Consider the following 15742-nt stretch of genomic DNA (forward strand, 5'->3'; position numbering starts at 1 on the left):
GATGAACGCACGACGTCTGCGGGCGAGCCTGAGGGGCTGGGGCGGCGTGGGCGCGATGGCACTCGCCTGCGCGACGGCCCTCGTCCTCGCGCTGCTGCTGCCGAACTCCGCGCGCGGGGACGGCGTCACGGGTGCCGGCGGACAGGGCGTGGCCCGGGGGACCCAGGCCAGGGCCGCGCAGTGCACCGACCCGCAGGACCGCAGTCCCGCCCCCTCGGGCGCGGACGGGCCGACGATCGAGGCCATCAAGAACCGCTCGGACCGGCGGCTGATCGTCGGCGTCGACCAGAACAGCTACCACTGGGGCTACCGCGACCCGAACAACCCGGAGGCCGGCAGCAATCTGGAGGGCTTCGACATCGACCTGGTCCACGCCATCGCCAAGGACATCCTGGGCGACCCGGACGCCGTCCAGTTCCGGGCGATCCCGACCAGCCAGCGCATCCCCGCGATCCAGCAGGGCAAGGTCGACATGGTCGTGCGCACCATGACGATCAACTGCGACCGCCTGAAGCAGGTCGCGTTCTCCGCGCCCTACTTCAAGACCGGCCAGCAGGTGCTGGCCCCGGCCCGGTCCTCCGTCACGGGGTACGACAAGAGCCTGGCCGGCAGGAGGATCTGCTCGGCCTCGGGCTCCACCGCCTACGAACGGCTGATCGCCGACCGGCACGCGGGCCGGCTCGCCGCCGGCGCCAAGGTCTCCGCCCCCGTGCCCAACCAGCTCGACTGCCTGGTGCGGCTCCAGCTCGGCGAGGCCGACGTGGTGGTGACGGACGGGGCGCTCGCCGCGAGCCAGGCCGCGCAGGACCCCACGGTCGCGCTCAAGGGCGGCCCCTTCACCACCGAGTTCTACGGCGTGGCGATGAAGAAGGGGCCGGACGACGACCTGGTGCGCCGGGTCAACCGGATCCTGGCCGACTACGTCAAGGACGGCTGGCGGCAGTCGTACGACAAATGGCTCGCTCCGACCCTCCGGCCCGACTCCCCCTCCGAGAACCCGCCGGTCGCCCACTACAAGCAAACGACCTGATACGACTGGAGAGTTGTCCGGCGGCACACACCGAGCCGCCGGGAACACGCGAGAACGAGAGGTGATCGATGGGCGTCACGGGACCCCCCGGGCCGGTGATGGACCGGGACGAGGCGGACCGTGCGCTGGCGCGCCTGGGCGCGGAGCACGAGGCCATCGAGACCTCGCTCCTGGCCCTGCAGGACCACGCGGGCCGCAGACTCCTGGAAGGCGCCGAACTCACCGGCACGACCAAGGAGCGCTGGGCGTCCGCGGAGGCGTCGATCACCTTGCTGTGGGCGTACTTCGACGCGTACGCGGACGCCCTGCGCTCCGCGCGCGAGATCCGCTCCCGCAGGCGCTGGTCCAGCCGTGAGGACCTGGTCGAGCTGACCGAGTTGCTGCGCGGTTCGGGCATCACGGTCGCCGGTTCCACGACGGCCACCGCGAACGCGCCGACCCTGGCCGGCACCGGCAAGCTCAGCGAGCGGTTCTCGCTGGCGGGCCTGGTGGACCGGATGAACGAGCTGTACGCGACCTCGCTCGACATGGTCGTGACCGCGGACGCCGTGTGGTCCGCGCTGCCCGCCCGCATAGATTTACTGGCCGCGGAGCTCCAGCGCACCCGGGCCCTCGCGCACTCCGTGGGCGTGCGCCCCGGCGAGCACCCCTCGGGCGACGACCTGGAGCGCATCACCCGGACCCTGACCGCCCTGCGCGAGCGCGTGGTCTCCGACCCGCTCGCCTTCTGGGTGCCCGCCCAGGGGAGTTCGGCACCGGGCGGCGGCCGTCCGGACACGACGGCGTACGACCGTGAGGCGCGTGCCCTGGAGGAGGTGCGCCGGGAGATCGACGCGGTCCTGACGGTGCGCCAGGACGCCGAGGCGCGGCTGGTGAAGCTGCGGGACGTGCTCAGCCGCGCGGACCGCACGCTCGCCGAGGCGCGCAGCGCCCGCGGCGAGGTCCTCGCGAAGATCGCCGCCTCCGAGGTACCGGCCGTCAGCGGTCCGCCGACAGCGCTCCAGGAACAGCTCGCGACGGCCGCGGAGTACCGCAGGCACGCGCAGTGGCACCGCCTCTCGCCGCTGCTGGAGGCGCTGGAGGAGAAGGCCGAGGACGAACTCCTGCGCGCCCGCGAGTCGTTGACGGCGGTCACTCAGCCGCTGGCGGTCCGCGCCGAGCTGCGCGGCCGCCTGGACGCGTACAAGGCGAAGGTCGCCCGGCTCGGCTTCGCCGAGGACCCGTTCCTCGTGGAGCGCTACGACGCGGCCCGGCGCATGCTGTGGAGCGCTCCCTGTGATCTGCGGGTGGCGGAGGAGGCGGTCCTGCGCTATCAGCGGGCGGCGGCCGAGGTGCTGAGCCCGCAGGTGCCGGAGCAGGGCGGTCCTCATGACCGTGTGGACCGGAGGGGGCCCGACGCGTGAGCGTTGAAGGGGAGGCGGGTGTGAGCGAGCAGCCGGTGAGTGAGCGGGCGTGCGGCCGGCCCGGTTGTGAGGGGTCGTACGAGGACATGGGAGGCGGCGAGCTGTACTGCGACACCTGCGGCCTCGCCCCCGCCGAACCCGCACCGGGATCGTCCCGGTCCGGAAGCGCGCCCTCATCCGGCGCCGGCGAGCCGCCGGCGAGCGGGCGGACGTGCGGCCGGCCCGGTTGCGAGGGGTCGTACGAGGACGTGGGAGGCGGCGAGCTGTACTGCGACACCTGCGGCCTCGCCCCCGCCGAACCCGCACCGGGATCCTCCCGGTCCGGAAGCGCACGCGCATCCGGCGCGGGTGGGGCGGCCCCGGCGTCGTCCGGCTCCTCGGCGCGCGGCGCGGGCGGCTCCGACAGCGGCAGTGTGCGCGGCGGTTCACGCTCCAGCACACGTACGTCGCGCTCCTCGCAGTCGCGGCGCTCGGTCTCCGGAAGGCTGTCGCGGTCGTTGTCGGGCCGCTCGACGGGCCGGTCGGTGTCGGTGCGCAGCTCCGGTTCGACGGCGTCCTCCTCCGGGCGGGGCCGGCTCGGCGCCGGGCTCGTCGAGGTGCCGGGCGTCCCGCGGCCCGACCCGCGCGAGATGGTGCTGGAGAACCCGGAGGTGCCCGAGCGCAAACGGTTCTGTTCGCGCTCCGACTGCGGTGCCCCGGTGGGGCGTTCGCGCGGTGACCGGCCCGGCCGCACCGAGGGGTTCTGCACGAAGTGCGGCCACCCGTACTCGTTCGTGCCGAAGCTGCGCACCGGTGACGTGGTGCACGGCCAGTACGAGGTGATGGGCTGTCTGGCGCACGGCGGGCTCGGCTGGGTGTATCTCGCCGTCGACCGCGCGGTGTCCGACCGCTGGGTGGTCCTCAAGGGTCTGCTCGACACGGGCGACCAGGACGCGATGGCGGCCGCGATCTCAGAGCGGCGCTTCCTCGCGGAGATCGAGCACGCCAACATCGTGCGGATCTACAACTTCGTCGAGCACCTCGACCAGCGGACGGGTTCGCTGGACGGGTACATCGTCATGGAGTACGTGGGCGGCAAGTCGCTGAAGGAGCTCGCCAACGGACGCCGTACCCCGGACGGCAAGCGTGATCCGCTGCCGGTGGAGCAGGCCTGCGCGTACGGCATCGAGGCGCTGGAGGCCCTCGGCCACCTGCACAGCCGCAACCTGCTGTACTGCGACTTCAAGGTCGACAACGCGATCCAGACCGAGGACCAGCTCAAGCTGATCGACATGGGCGCGGTGCGCAGGATGGACGACGACGAGTCGGCCATCTACGGCACGGTGGGCTACCAGGCCCCCGAGGTGGCCGAGGTGGGCCCCTCGGTCGCCTCCGACCTCTACACCGTCGCGCGGACGCTCGCCGTCCTCGCCTTCGACTTCCAGGGCTACACCAACGTCTTCGTGGACTCCCTGCCCGACCCGGACAACATCGAGGTCTTCCGGCAGTACGAGTCGTTCTACCGGCTGCTCGTCCGGGCCACCGACCCCGACCCGGCCCGCCGGTTCGCCTCGGCGCAGGAGATGTCCGAGCAGCTCACGGGCGTGCTGCGCGAGGTCGTCTCGCTCCAGACGGGGCGGGCGCGGCCCGCGCTGTCGACGCTGTTCGGACCCGAGACCAGGGTCACGGACACCGAGCTGTTCGGGAAGGCCGCCGAGGACGTGTCGCGGCTGGGGGCCCGCGTGGTCCCCGTACGCGGGAGGAAGGGCGCGTCCCGGCCGCCCGCCGGGGCGAACGGCGGCCGGCCGCTGCCGCCCGGCCCGCAGGCCTCCGCCGCCCTGGTCAGATCCGTCCAGGCGGCGGCCACGGCGCTCGCCCTGCCGGTGCCGCGGGTGGACCCGGGCGACCCGAACGCCGGTTTCCTCGCCGGGCTCATCGCGTCCGCGCCCGCGGAGCTGATCGCCGCGCTGCGGGCCGCGCCCGCCGCTTCGCCCGAGCTGCGGCTGCGGGAGCTGCGGGCCCGCCTGGAGATGGGTGAACTCGGCGGCGCCGGCTCGGCCGTCGACGCGCTGGAGGCCGATCACCCGGACGACTGGCGGGTGGTCTGGTACCGCGGTGTCACGGCGCTGGCGACCGGCGAGAACGAGATCGCGGCGCTGTCCTTCGACGCGGTCTACGACGCCTTCCCCGGCGAGCCCGCGCCCAAGCTGGCCCTCGGCGTGTGCGCGGAGGTGCTCGGCCAGCTCGACAACGCCGCCGAGTACTACCGGCTGGTGTGGACGACCGACCCCAGCTATGTGAGCGCGGCGTTCGGGCTGGCCAGGGTGCAGCTCGCGGCGGGGGACCGCCGTGGTGCCGTACGCACCCTGGAATCCGTTCCGGAGTCGTCGATCCACTACACGGCGGCGCGTGTCGCGGCCGTGCGGGCGCGGCTGCGGCAGCGGCCGGTCACGGACACGGCGGCGCCGTTCCTCGACGATCTGACGGCCGCGGCCGGGCAGGTGGAGGCGCTCGACGGATTCGGTCTGGACGCGGTGCGCCGCGAGCAGTTGTCGACGGAGGTCCTCGGCTGCGCGCTGGACTGGGTACTCTCCGGTAGCCAGGGTTCCGCTCCGGCCACCGGAGGCGGAACCGCGCTGCTCGGCAGTGAGTTGGACGAACGTGGCCTCCGTTTCGGCCTCGAACGTTCGTACCGGACGCTGGCCCGGCTCGCGCGGGGCGGCGAGGAGAGGATCGACCTGGTGGAACGTGCAAACCGTTACCGCCCCCGGACGTGGGTGTGATTGATGTCCCAGATGCCCCAGCCGACGGCCCTTTCGCGGTGCCCCAGTTGCGAGGAGCCGCTGGACGCGGCCGACCGTTTCTGCGGCGCGTGCGGCTACGACCTGTCGACGGTGGCCGCACCGCCGCAGGACCACCCCACGATCGCCATGAACGGCACGTCGCCCGACCTGCCGCCGGCCGCCCCGTCCGTGGACTGGCCACGGGCGCAGCAGACCGGCAGTACGGACACGCCCGCGCCGGTGCACCGCGCCGCCGACATCCCGGGCACCGATTCGGGCGGCTCCGAACTGCCCCATCCTGAACACCCCGAACACCCCGAGCACGCCGAGCACCCGCAGGGGGACCCGGCGGCCGTCCGGCCCGCCCCCTCCAGGCGGCCCGCGGGGCAGCCCTCGGGCGTACGGTTCGACAGGCCCTCGGAGCCCGACGAGTACCCGCTCGCCCCTCCGGCCGGCGGCCCGGACCGCGAGGTCCCCGCCGATCCGCGCACCGGCGACCTCCCGGTTCCTCCCGCGGGCGGCAAGCTGTGCGTCGCCTGCCGTGCGGGCCAGGTGGACACCGACGGCTACTGCGAGAACTGCGGGCACGCGCAGCCACGGGAACGGGACCACATGGAACAGGAGCTGGGCGCGGTCGCCGCGGTCAGCGACCGGGGTCTGCGCCACCACCGCAACGAGGACGCGTTCGCCGTCTCCTCGACCGCGCTGCCCGACGGCTCCCCCGCGGTCGTCGCGATCGTCTGCGACGGAGTGTCCTCCGCGACCCGCCCGGACGAGGCCTCGCTCGCCGCCGCCCAGGCCGCCAACGAGGCGCTCCTCGCGGCTCTTCCGCTGGGCACCCATCCGCAGGCGGCCATGCACGAGGCGATCGTCGCGGCCTCGGAGGCCGTCAACGCGCTGGCCGACCCGTCCACCGCCCAGGGTGAGCACGCGCCGCACGTGAACGCGCCCGCCTGCACCATCGTCGGCGCCCTCGTGACCCCCACCCTGCTGATCGTCGGCTGGGTCGGCGACAGTCGCGTCTACTGGGTTCCCGTGGACCGCTCCTCGGCGCCCGCCCGGCTCACCGAGGACGACTCGTGGGCGGCCCAGATGGTCGCCGCGGGCCTGATGAACGAGGCGGAGGCCTACGCCGACGAGCGCGCCCACGCGATCACGGGCTGGCTCGGCGCCGACGCCTACGAACTGGAGCCGCACACCGTCTCGTTCAAGCCGGACCGGCCCGGTGTGGTCGTGGTGTGCACCGACGGACTGTGGAACTACGCGGAGACGGCGGAGGAGATGGCCGAGGCCGTCCCCCTCGACGCCGCCGAGAGGCCGCTGCACAGCGCCCGGGTCCTGGTGGGTCACGCCCTGGACGGCGGGGGCCACGACAACGTAACAGTGGCCGTCCTGCCGTTCCCCGCCCCCTCCCAGGGGGCAGGATCGGCCTGAGGCCGCGATACGAACGGGGGCGGCCGCGGACCGGAGGGGACCGGTCCGCACACAGTCAGCACCTCCGCAGGGGGCGGAGGCCCGAGGGGGACAGAGAAGGCATGGCCAATTTCTCGAAGTCGAACGTGCCGCAGTTCTCGGTCGACGTGTACCAGAACGAATTCCTGCCGGAGGGCGGCCGCGAGGTCAACGCGATCGTCACGGTGAGCGCGACCGGCGGCGGCACCATCGGAACCGCGGTCAGCGCGCCGCACCTGTACACGGCGGGGCAGGGACCGGACGCCGCCGTGGCGATCATGGTCGACTGTTCGGGCTCGATGGACTACCCGCCGGCCAAGATGCGCAACGCCCGCGACGCGACGGCCGCCGCGATCGACACCCTGCGCGACGGGGTCCACTTCGCCGTGATCGGCGGCACACACGTCGCCAAGGAGGTCTACCCGGGCAACGGACGGCTCGCCGTGGCGGACGCGTCCACCCGCGACCAGGCCAAGCAGGCGCTGCGCAGGCTGAGCGCGGGCGGCGGCACGGCGATCGGCACCTGGCTGCGGCTGGCCGACCGGCTGCTGTCCTCGGCCGAGGTGGCGATCCGGCACGGCATCCTGCTGACCGACGGCCGCAACGAACACGAGTCGCCCGAGGACCTGCGGGCGGCGCTGGACTCCTGTGCCGGACGCTTCACCTGCGACGCGCGCGGGGTGGGCACCGACTGGGAGGTCAAGGAGGTCACCGGGATCGCCTCGGCGCTGCTCGGCACCGCGGACATCGTCGCCGACCCCGCGGCCCTCGCCGCCGACTTCACGCACATGATGGAGACGGCGATGGGCAAGGAGGTCGCCGACGTGGCCCTGCGGGTGTGGACCCCGGTCGGCACCGAGATCAAGTTCGTGAAGCAAGTGGCGCCCACGGTCGAGGAACTGACGGACCGCCGCACCGACGCGGGACCCCGCGCGGGCGACTACCCGACCGGCTCCTGGGGCGACGAGTCCCGCGACTACCACGTGTGCGTCCAGGTCCCGACGGCCGGCGTCGGCCAGGAGATGCTCGCCGCCCGCGTGTCGCTGGCGATCCCGCACAGCGACGGCAGTGTGCAGAACCTCGGCGCGCAGGGGCTCGTACGGGCCGTGTGGACCGACGACATGGCCGCCTCGACGAGCATCAATCCGCAGGTCGCGCACTACACGGGTCAGGCCGAACTGGCACAAGTCATCCAACAGGGTCTCGATCTCCGCAAAGCGGGAGATGTCGACGGAGCAACGGCCAAGCTGGGACGTGCCGTTCAACTCGCCGGAGCCTCCGGAAACGCCGATACTGCGAAACTGCTCGCGAAGGTGGTGGACGTCGTCGACGTCGCGGCAGGTACTGTGCGATTGAAAGCGCGTGTCGCGGAGGCCGACGAGATGACCCTCGAGACACGGTCCACAAAGACTGTTCGTGTAAAGAAGTAGTGGGAAGCAGCGAGCCCGGTTCCCGCTGGGATCCGGAGAAACCCGGTCATGACGACCGGAAAAGGGAAGGGGGAAGGACCGACATGCCGACATGCCCGAACGGACACCAGTCGAATTCCGACGATTGGTGCGAGGTCTGCGGTCACCGCATGGCCGGTGTTCCCCCGCTCCCTCCCCCGCCGCCGCCCGGCGGCGGTTACAGCTACCCGGCGCCCGGTTCGCCGCCGCCCCCGCCCGGCGGCCGTTCCGGTGTGCCGGACCCGGGTGCCGAGCTCTGCCCGCAGTGCCGCACGCCCCGTGAGGGGGCGGCGCCGTTCTGCGAGGAGTGCCGGTGGAACTTCCTGACGAACACCGCGACCTCGTACACACCGGCGGCACCGCGTCCGCCGGCCGGCGCCGCGGGTGGTCCCGGCGGTCCCGGTGTTCCCGGCCCGCAGTCGCCGTACGGCGCTCCTGGCGGTCCCGGCGGTCCCGGCGGCCAGAATCCGGGGCCGCGCTTCCCGCAGCCCGGGCAGGGACAGCCGGGCGGTCCGGGTCCCGGTGGCCCCGGTCACGACCCGTTCGAGTACCAGAGCTCGCGGCCCTCGCAGATGAACCGGCCCGCGGAACCGATCCCGCCCGGCCCGGGGGCCCAGCCCTACGGCGGCCCCCAGGGCTTCGGCGACCAGGGCTTCGGCGACCCCTCGCGGCAGGCGGCACCGTCCGCGCCCGGCGGTCCCGGCGGTCCCGGTGCCCCGCAGCAGGCCTACACCCAGCAGCCCTCCCCGTCGCCGTACACGCAGGGCGGACCGCCGCGACAGGGCGGCCCGCAGCCCGGCGGACCGCAGCCGGGCGGACCGGCCTTCGGCAACGGTGAGGACGACTGGGTGATCCCCCCGCCGTCGTCCGGCTCGCCCGGCGGCCAGGGCGGTCCCGGCGGCCACAGCGCCCAGGCCGGCCAGGCCCAGGGCGGCTACGGCTACCCGCAGCCCGGCGCCACCCAGGCTCCGCCCGGTCCCGGCTACCAGCAGCAGCCGCCGCAGCAGCAGTCGCTGTCCTGGAGCGCGACCATCGCGCCGGACCGCGAGTACTTCATGGCGATGATGCAGCGCTCCGGCCCCGAGGCCGCGGGCCTGAACCTGCCCGCGTACTCGCCGGAGCTGCAGCGCCCGCTCCTCGGCAACCAGATCACCATCGGCCGCCGCCGGCACTCCACCGGCGACACCCCGGACATCGACCTGTCGGTGCCGCCGGAGGACCCGGGTGTCTCGCACCAGCACGCGGTCCTGGTCCAGCAGCCGGACAGCACCTGGGCGGTCGTCGACCAGAACTCGACGAACGGGACCACGGTCAACAACGGCGAGGAGCCCATCCAGCCGTTCGTGCCGGTACCGCTGCAGGACGGCGACCGGGTGCACGTGGGCGCCTGGACGACGATCACGATCCGGCGCGGCTGAGTTCCGGCACGGGACGGGCCCGGCGGTCCGGAGCAGCTTGTTCCGGCACGGGACGCGCCCGACTGCCCTGAGCGCTCAGGGCAGCGGCCAGGTGTACGGCCCCTCGGGGTCGTCCAGCCAGGCCCAGACGCCGCCCTCGCCGACCGTGACCCCGTAGCGCTCGCGCTGCGGCTGTCCCTCGCGCTCCCACAGCGCGTAGGCGTCCTGCGGGTCCAGGCGGCCCGCCGTCAGGGCGAGCAGGAAACGGAACAGGTCGTGGCCGCGGGCCCGGCGCGGCACCCCGACGACCGCCGGCTCCGGCTCCGGTCCGGGCCGGGTGGCGCCGCGCAGCGGCACGAAGAAGGCCGACGTGTGCAGGAAGCGTCCCTCGGCGTGACCGGAGTCCCGTACCTCCAGCGTGATCAGGCCGGTGGCCAGCGGCGCGAGGACACGGGCTCCGGGACGTGACTGGACCAGCCAGGAGCGCGGGATCGTGGTCAGCGTGCAGGTGGCGACGATCCGGTCGAAGGGAGCGCGCCCGGGGACCCCGCGCGCTCCGTCCCCGGTGACGACGGTCGGGTGGTACCCGGCGAGGTCCAGATGCCGCCGCGCCGCCTCCGTGATCTCCACGTCGAGGTCGACCGTGGTGACCAGGCCGTCGCCGAGACGGTACGAGAGCAGGGCCGCGTTGTAGCCGGTGCCGGCGCCGATCTCCAGGACGGCGTCCCCGTCGCGTACCTCCAGTTCAGCCAGCATCTTCGCCATCAGCGACGGCTGGCTGCTGGAGGAGACCAGTTCCCCGTCCCGTACCCGGGTGGCCAGCGGGGCGTCCGCGTACGCGCCGCGCAGCCAGCGGTCCCGGACCCGCGGGTCCGGGTCCTCGCCCCACAGCCGCTCGTAGCCGCCGACCGCGCCGAGGTAGTAGTACGGCACGAACAGATGGCGCGGTACGGCCTCGAAGGCCCCGCGCCAGACGGGATCGCTCTCCCAGGCCCCGCTCCGCTCGATCTCGCGCACCAGGGACGCCCGCGCCGAGGCGGCGAGATCATCGGGGCCGGGGCCGGGTTCGTCGAGAGCGTGCGCGCCCATACCTCCACTGTGCTGCCGAACGGCCCGCGGGGCGAGCGCCGTCCCGGACCGTCCTCTCTCCTCGCGGGACGGGAGTGGTCCTAAGCCCGGAGTCCTCGGTCGCCCCGTCTGAGAACATGGGGGCGTGAAAGAGATTCGGCGCGGCACGCTTCAGGAGCAGACCTTCTACGAGCAGGTCGGCGGCGAGGAGACCTTCCGGCGCCTCGTGCACCGCTTCTACGAGGGTGTCGCCGGGGACCCGCTGCTGAAGCCCATGTATCCCGAGGAGGACCTGGGCCCGGCCGAGGAGCGCCTCACGCTGTTCCTGATCCAGTACTGGGGCGGCCCGACGACGTACAGCGACAACCGCGGCCACCCCCGGCTGCGGATGCGGCACGCCCCGTTCCAGGTCGACCAGGCGGCGCACGACGCGTGGCTGAAGCACATGCGGGTGGCCGTGGACGAACTCGGCCTCTCCGAGGAGCACGAGCACACGCTGTGGAACTACCTGACGTACGCGGCGGCGTCGATGGTGAACACGGCGAGCTGACCGCCGGGCGGCAGGCGTGGGTGGAGCGCGGGTCCGGTGAACCGGGGGTCAGCGGAGCGCGGGTCCGGTGAACCGGGGGCCGGTGGGCCGGTGGGCCGTGGAGGTTCGGGGTTCGTCGGGTCAGTGGACGCTGACGCTCAGCGAGCCGAGTCCCGCCCGGCGGACGGCGACCGACCCGAACGGCGTCCGCAGACGCAGCCACGCGCCAGACGAGTACAGCGCCAACGGACTGCCACCCGGCGCGAACCGACCCTCGGCGGAGCCGGCCGCGGGCGCGACGGATCCCTCCGCCGCCCCGGGCGCGGGCGGCGCGGGTCGCAGGAATCCCAGGGCCTGCGCGGCGTGCGCGGCCCGCACCGGAAGCCCGGTGTCCCCGATCGGCCGGGACCATATCTCCCGCCCGACCCGGTCGAGTTCGGCACGGGTCCGCAGCTCGGGGGCCAACTCCTCGGTGCGCGACCGGAATTCGGCCACCGCCTCGGCGACCATGGCCCGCACGGCGTCCGGTCCCGGCAGCCCCGGTTCCGGCCGCCAGCCGCCGCGCGGCGGCAGCACCCCGGCCCACGGGGGCCCGGTGACGGCGGCGGGGACAGCGGCGGTGGCCGCCGACTCCTCGACGGACTCGAGGAGTTCACCGGCGGAGACGGTCACGTCGAGGGTGACGTCGAGCCCGTGCTCGTACGGCTTGGCGAGCCGTGCCGTGCGGATCGCGAGGACCTCGAACGACGGCGGCCGGCCGAAGACCGCGAGCGTGGTGCCGTGCGCCTGAAGGCGCACGGCGGCCGCACGGTCGTAGTGGACGAGCCGGGAGAGGAAGGCGGCGAGATCCGCCGCCTCCCCCGCGTCGGCGAGGTGCAGGACCGTCATGCCGCGACGGCCTCGTCCTCGTCGTCGCGGTACGACTCCAGGAAGTCGCGCTCCTCGGCGGTGATCCGCCGCGGGCGCTGCCGCTCGAAGTCGAACGGCACGATCACCGTCGAGGCGGTGACGTAGACCTGGTCGGGGTCCTTGACCTCGTAGGCGATGGTGAAGGACGCCGCCCGGATCTGCGTCACCCAGAGCTCGATGTCCACCGGTGCGTGCCGGTGGACGAGCTGCCGCTTGTAGTCGATCTCGTGGCGCGCCACCACGGACCCCTGCTTGAAGTCCTTCTCCGGGCGGAACAGGAAGTCGATACGGGCTTCCTCCAGGTAGCGGAGGAACACCACGTTGTTGACGTGGCCGTACGCGTCCATGTCCGCCCAGCGCAGCGGGCAGCGGTAGATGTGCCGCAAGATCAGCCCCGGGTCAGCTTCTTGTAGGTGGCACGGTGCGGGCGCGCGGCGTCGGCGCCGAGCCGCTCGATCTTGTTCTTCTCGTACGACTCGAAGTTGCCCTCGAACCAGAACCACTTGGACTCACCCTCGTACGCGAGGATGTGGGTGGCGACCCGGTCCAGGAACCAGCGGTCGTGGGAGACGACCACGGCCGCACCCGGGAACTCCAGCAGCGCGTTCTCGAGCGAGGACAGCGTCTCGACGTCGAGGTCGTTGGTGGGCTCGTCGAGGAGCAGCAGGTTGCCGCCCTGCTTGAGGGTCAGCGCGAGGTTGAGGCGGTTGCGCTCACCACCGGAGAGGACACCGGCCGGCTTCTGCTGGTCGGGGCCCTTGAAGCCGAACGCGGAGACGTAGGCGCGGGAGGGCATCTCGACCTGGCCGACGTTGATGTAGTCGAGCTCGTCCGAGACGACGGCCCACAGCGTCTTCTTCGGGTCGATGTTCTCGCGGCTCTGGTCGACGTACGAGATCTTGACGGTCTCGCCGACCTTGATCGTGCCGGAGTCCGGGGTCTCCAGACCCTGGATCATCTTGAAGAGCGTGGTCTTGCCGGCGCCGTTCGGGCCGATGACGCCGACGATGCCGTTGCGCGGCAGCGTGAAGCTGAGGTCGTCGATGAGGACCTTGTCGCCGAAGGCCTTGGAGAGGTTGTTGACCTCGACGACGATGGAGCCCAGGCGCGGGCCCGGCGGGATCTGGATCTCCTCGAAGTCCAGCTTCCGCATCTTGTCGGCCTCGGCCGCCATCTCCTCGTAGCGGGACAGACGCGCCTTGGACTTGGCCTGACGCCCCTTGGCGTTGGACCGCACCCACTCCAGCTCTTCCTTGAGCCGCTTGGCGCGCTTGGCGTCCTTCTGGCCCTCGACCTTCAGGCGGGAGGCCTTGTTGTCGAGGTACGTGGAGTAGTTGCCCTCGTACGGGATGGCGCGGCCGCGGTCCAGCTCCAGGATCCACTGGGCGACGTTGTCCAGGAAGTACCGGTCGTGGGTGACGGCGACGACGGTGCCGGGGTACTTCGCGAGGTGCTGCTCCAGCCACTGCACGGACTCGGCGTCCAGGTGGTTGGTGGGCTCGTCGAGCAGCAGCAGGTCGGGGGCTTCCAGCAGCAGCTTGCACAGCGCGACGCGGCGGCGCTCACCACCGGAGAGGTTGGTGACGGGCCAGTCGCCGGGCGGGCAGCCGAGGGCGTCCATGGCCTGCTCGAGCTGGGTGTCCAGGTCCCACGCGTTGGCGTGGTCGAGGTCGTCCTGGAGCTTGCCCATCTCCTCCATGAGAGCGTCGGAGTAGTCGGTCGCCATGAGCTCGGCGACCTCGTTGAAGCGGTGCAGCTTGCCCATGATCTCGGCGGCGCCGTCCTGGACGTTCTGCAGGACGGTCTTGGACTCGTCGAGCGGGGGCTCCTGGAGCAGCATGCCGACGCTGAAGCCGGGCGACAGGAACGCGTCACCGTTGGACGGCTGCTCGAGGCCCGCCATGATCTTGAGAACGGTGGACTTACCGGCACCGTTGGGACCGACCACACCGATCTTCGCACCCGGCAGGAAGCTCAAGGTGACGTCGTCGAGGATCACCTTGTCGCCGTGCGCCTTGCGTGTCTTGCGCATGGTGTAAATGAACTCAGCCAAGAGAAACCGTCCGGACGCTTGAAATCGGCAGTGGGCAGATACACCCCATCTTGCCTGACGGCTAGCCCCTGGGGGAAACCCGTTCCGCGGGGGCGCCCTGACCTGGGGTTCCGTCGCAGAGGTCTGTGGCATGTCTGTCACTGTCGGTCGCCATCGGTCGGTCTCGGCGGCCCTCGGACGGCCCAGCCCTGGCCCACCGACTGACGGCGGCGCCTTCGCCCCACCCCGTCTGGACCTCAGCCGACGGCAGTCAGCCAGGACGGCGGGTGCGCCGACCGATCACGCACGCGTATGCCTCGCTCCGCCCCCACGGGCATGCGCCACGCTGCCGTTGCCGTCGAGCAGAGCGAGCCGCGACGGCCGGCCCGTGACGACAGGGCTCTCGACGTGTTGCGGCCAAAGGGCTCGCATACCTTCAGATCATGGACTTCAACATCACCGCGGGGGAGGAAGCCGTCATGCTCCATGTGGCGAGCCTCGTCCAGGATGGCCTCTCCCCCACGGATGACGACCTGGCGAAGGAGCTGGGTGAAGAGATTCGCCCAGTGCTGCAATCGCTCCTGGACAAGGGTTGGCTAGTGGTCGACGACGATCGCGAGCTGGCCTTGTCCACGATCGCCCGGCATGTCGTGTCCAGCTGCAGGCATGCCGAGGGGCCGCAGGCGTCCCAATAGATATGAGCTGTCCAAACCGTTGAGTCATCAGCTTGGGAAGCTGCGAACATGAGCGGGCCGTACTTGCGCTGCCCTGGGCGAACGTTCTGAGCCCTGCCCCGTTACTCTCGGCGGAAATCACCGGCGGTCCCCGCTGCTCCTCGCCAGATCTGGTGCGCTTGTGATGCGCGCCAAGTCACGCTTAAGGGGTGTGACTCAAGAGCTCTCGTAGCTGCAGAGCTCTTTCAAGCTCTCCCCCGAACATGCCGGGTCGTTGGTCGGCCAGAGCCTGGTAGGCGTCGACGGCGCGGGTGATGGCGGTGAGGGCCTCTTCCCTGCGCCCCAGCTCCGCCAGACGGACGGACTGGTTGTTCAGCGAGGCGGCGAGGTCGGAGAGGAAGGCGTCCGGTCGCTGGTCTGCCAGGGGTTCGCGGATCTCGACGGCGCGGGTGATGGCGGTGAGGGCCTCTTCCCTGCGCCCCAGGTCCGCCAGATGGTTGGACTGGTTGTTCAGCGACATGGCGAGGTCGGGGAGGAAGGCATCCGGCCGCTGCTCGGCCAGAGCCTGGTAGGTGTCCACGGCACGGGTGACGGCGGTGAGGGCCACTTCCCTGCGCCCCAGGTCCGCCAGACGGTTGGACTGGTTGTTCAGCGAGGCGGCGAGGTTGGGGAGGAAGGCGTCCGGTCGCTGGTCGGCCAGAGCCTGGTAGGCGTCCACGGCACGGGTGACGGCGGTGAGGGCGTCCTCCCTGCGCCCCAGGGCCGCCAGACAGCCGGACTGGTTGTTCAGCGAGCTGGCGAGGTCGGGGAGGAAGGCGTCCGGCCGCTGGTCGGCCAGGGTTTCGCGGATCTCGACGGCGCGGGTGATGGCGGTGAGGGCCTCTTCCCTGCGCCCCAGGGCCGCCAGACAGCCGGACTGGTTGTTCAGCGAGCTGGCGAGGTCGGGGAGGAAGGCGTCCGGCCGCTGGTCGGCCAGAGCCTGGTAGGCGTCCACGGCACGGGTGACGGCGGTGAGGGCGTCTTCCCTGCGCCCCAGCT

13 protein-coding genes are annotated in these 15742 nt (G+C 72.2%); 8 read left to right on the top strand and 5 right to left on the bottom strand.

Annotated features, from left to right (window positions below):
• Position 1 precedes the first annotated feature (1 nt).
• The 6 genes from ACFRIC_RS11015 to ACFRIC_RS11040 all read left to right on the top strand — a co-directional run bounded on the left by ACFRIC_RS11015 (position 2) and on the right by ACFRIC_RS11040 (position 9513).
• A complete protein-coding gene (locus tag ACFRIC_RS11015) occupies positions 2-1030 on the top strand; it encodes a glutamate ABC transporter substrate-binding protein (RefSeq protein WP_382782686.1) in 1029 nt (342 codons plus the stop codon).
• Between the two features lie 68 nt (positions 1031-1098).
• Positions 1099-2433 carry a hypothetical protein gene (locus tag ACFRIC_RS11020; protein WP_382782689.1) on the top strand — a complete coding sequence of 445 codons (1335 nt, stop codon included), beginning with the start codon at positions 1099-1101 and terminating at the stop codon, positions 2431-2433.
• A gap of 86 nt (positions 2434-2519) precedes the next feature.
• Positions 2520-5195, top strand: coding sequence for a tetratricopeptide repeat protein (locus ACFRIC_RS11025; RefSeq protein ID WP_382782782.1), 2676 nt, complete (start codon positions 2520-2522; stop codon positions 5193-5195).
• Positions 5196-6629 carry a protein phosphatase 2C domain-containing protein gene (locus ACFRIC_RS11030; RefSeq protein WP_382782692.1) on the top strand — a complete coding sequence of 478 codons (1434 nt, stop codon included), beginning with the start codon at positions 5196-5198 and terminating at the stop codon, positions 6627-6629.
• A 101-nt stretch (positions 6630-6730) separates the two neighbouring features.
• Positions 6731-8077, top strand: coding sequence for a VWA domain-containing protein (locus ACFRIC_RS11035; protein WP_382782695.1), 1347 nt, complete (start codon positions 6731-6733; stop codon positions 8075-8077).
• Positions 8078-8160: 83 nt separating this feature from the next.
• Positions 8161-9513, top strand: a complete 1353-nt coding sequence (locus ACFRIC_RS11040; protein ID WP_382782698.1) for an FHA domain-containing protein — start codon at positions 8161-8163, stop codon at positions 9511-9513.
• Between the two features lie 75 nt (positions 9514-9588).
• On the opposite strand, the gene ACFRIC_RS11045 is transcribed toward ACFRIC_RS11040, so the two are convergent.
• The gene (locus tag ACFRIC_RS11045) at positions 9589-10581 is read right to left on the bottom strand and encodes a methyltransferase domain-containing protein (RefSeq protein ID WP_382782701.1); all 993 of its coding nucleotides are present in this window, start codon (positions 10579-10581) and stop codon (positions 9589-9591) included.
• 124 nt (positions 10582-10705) lie between these two features.
• Between ACFRIC_RS11045 and ACFRIC_RS11050 the strand changes: the two genes are divergently transcribed.
• Complete coding sequence (locus ACFRIC_RS11050) at positions 10706-11110, top strand: globin (protein WP_382782704.1); 405 nt, start codon at positions 10706-10708, stop codon at positions 11108-11110.
• A 120-nt stretch (positions 11111-11230) separates the two neighbouring features.
• On the opposite strand, the gene ACFRIC_RS11055 is transcribed toward ACFRIC_RS11050, so the two are convergent.
• Genes ACFRIC_RS11055 through ettA form a run of 3 tightly spaced genes read right to left on the bottom strand, consistent with a single transcriptional unit; the run spans position 11231 to position 14051 of the window.
• Positions 11231-11977 (bottom strand): hypothetical protein, encoded by a 747-nt coding sequence (locus ACFRIC_RS11055; RefSeq protein ID WP_382782707.1) that lies wholly within the window; start codon positions 11975-11977, stop codon positions 11231-11233.
• The gene (locus ACFRIC_RS11060; protein ID WP_361683710.1) at positions 11974-12384 is read right to left on the bottom strand and encodes a thioesterase family protein; all 411 of its coding nucleotides are present in this window, start codon (positions 12382-12384) and stop codon (positions 11974-11976) included. Before ACFRIC_RS11060 ends, ACFRIC_RS11055 begins: the two co-directional genes overlap by 4 nt.
• Before the next feature lie 2 nt (positions 12385-12386).
• Positions 12387-14051 (bottom strand): energy-dependent translational throttle protein EttA, encoded by a 1665-nt coding sequence (gene ettA / locus ACFRIC_RS11065; RefSeq protein WP_382782710.1) that lies wholly within the window; start codon positions 14049-14051, stop codon positions 12387-12389.
• A 422-nt stretch (positions 14052-14473) separates the two neighbouring features.
• On the opposite strand from ettA, the gene ACFRIC_RS11070 reads away from it, so the two are divergent.
• Positions 14474-14725, top strand: a complete 252-nt coding sequence (locus ACFRIC_RS11070; protein WP_382782713.1) for a hypothetical protein — start codon at positions 14474-14476, stop codon at positions 14723-14725.
• A gap of 181 nt (positions 14726-14906) precedes the next feature.
• Here ACFRIC_RS11070 and ACFRIC_RS11075 read toward each other — a convergent pair.
• Positions 14907-15742 (bottom strand): tetratricopeptide repeat protein (locus ACFRIC_RS11075; RefSeq protein ID WP_382782716.1); only part of this gene is annotated, 836 nt, incomplete at its 5' end.

The sequence above is a fragment of the Streptomyces sp. NPDC056738 genome (assembly GCF_042790435.1).
In the GTDB taxonomy this organism is placed as follows: Bacteria; Actinomycetota; Actinomycetes; order Streptomycetales; family Streptomycetaceae; genus Streptomyces.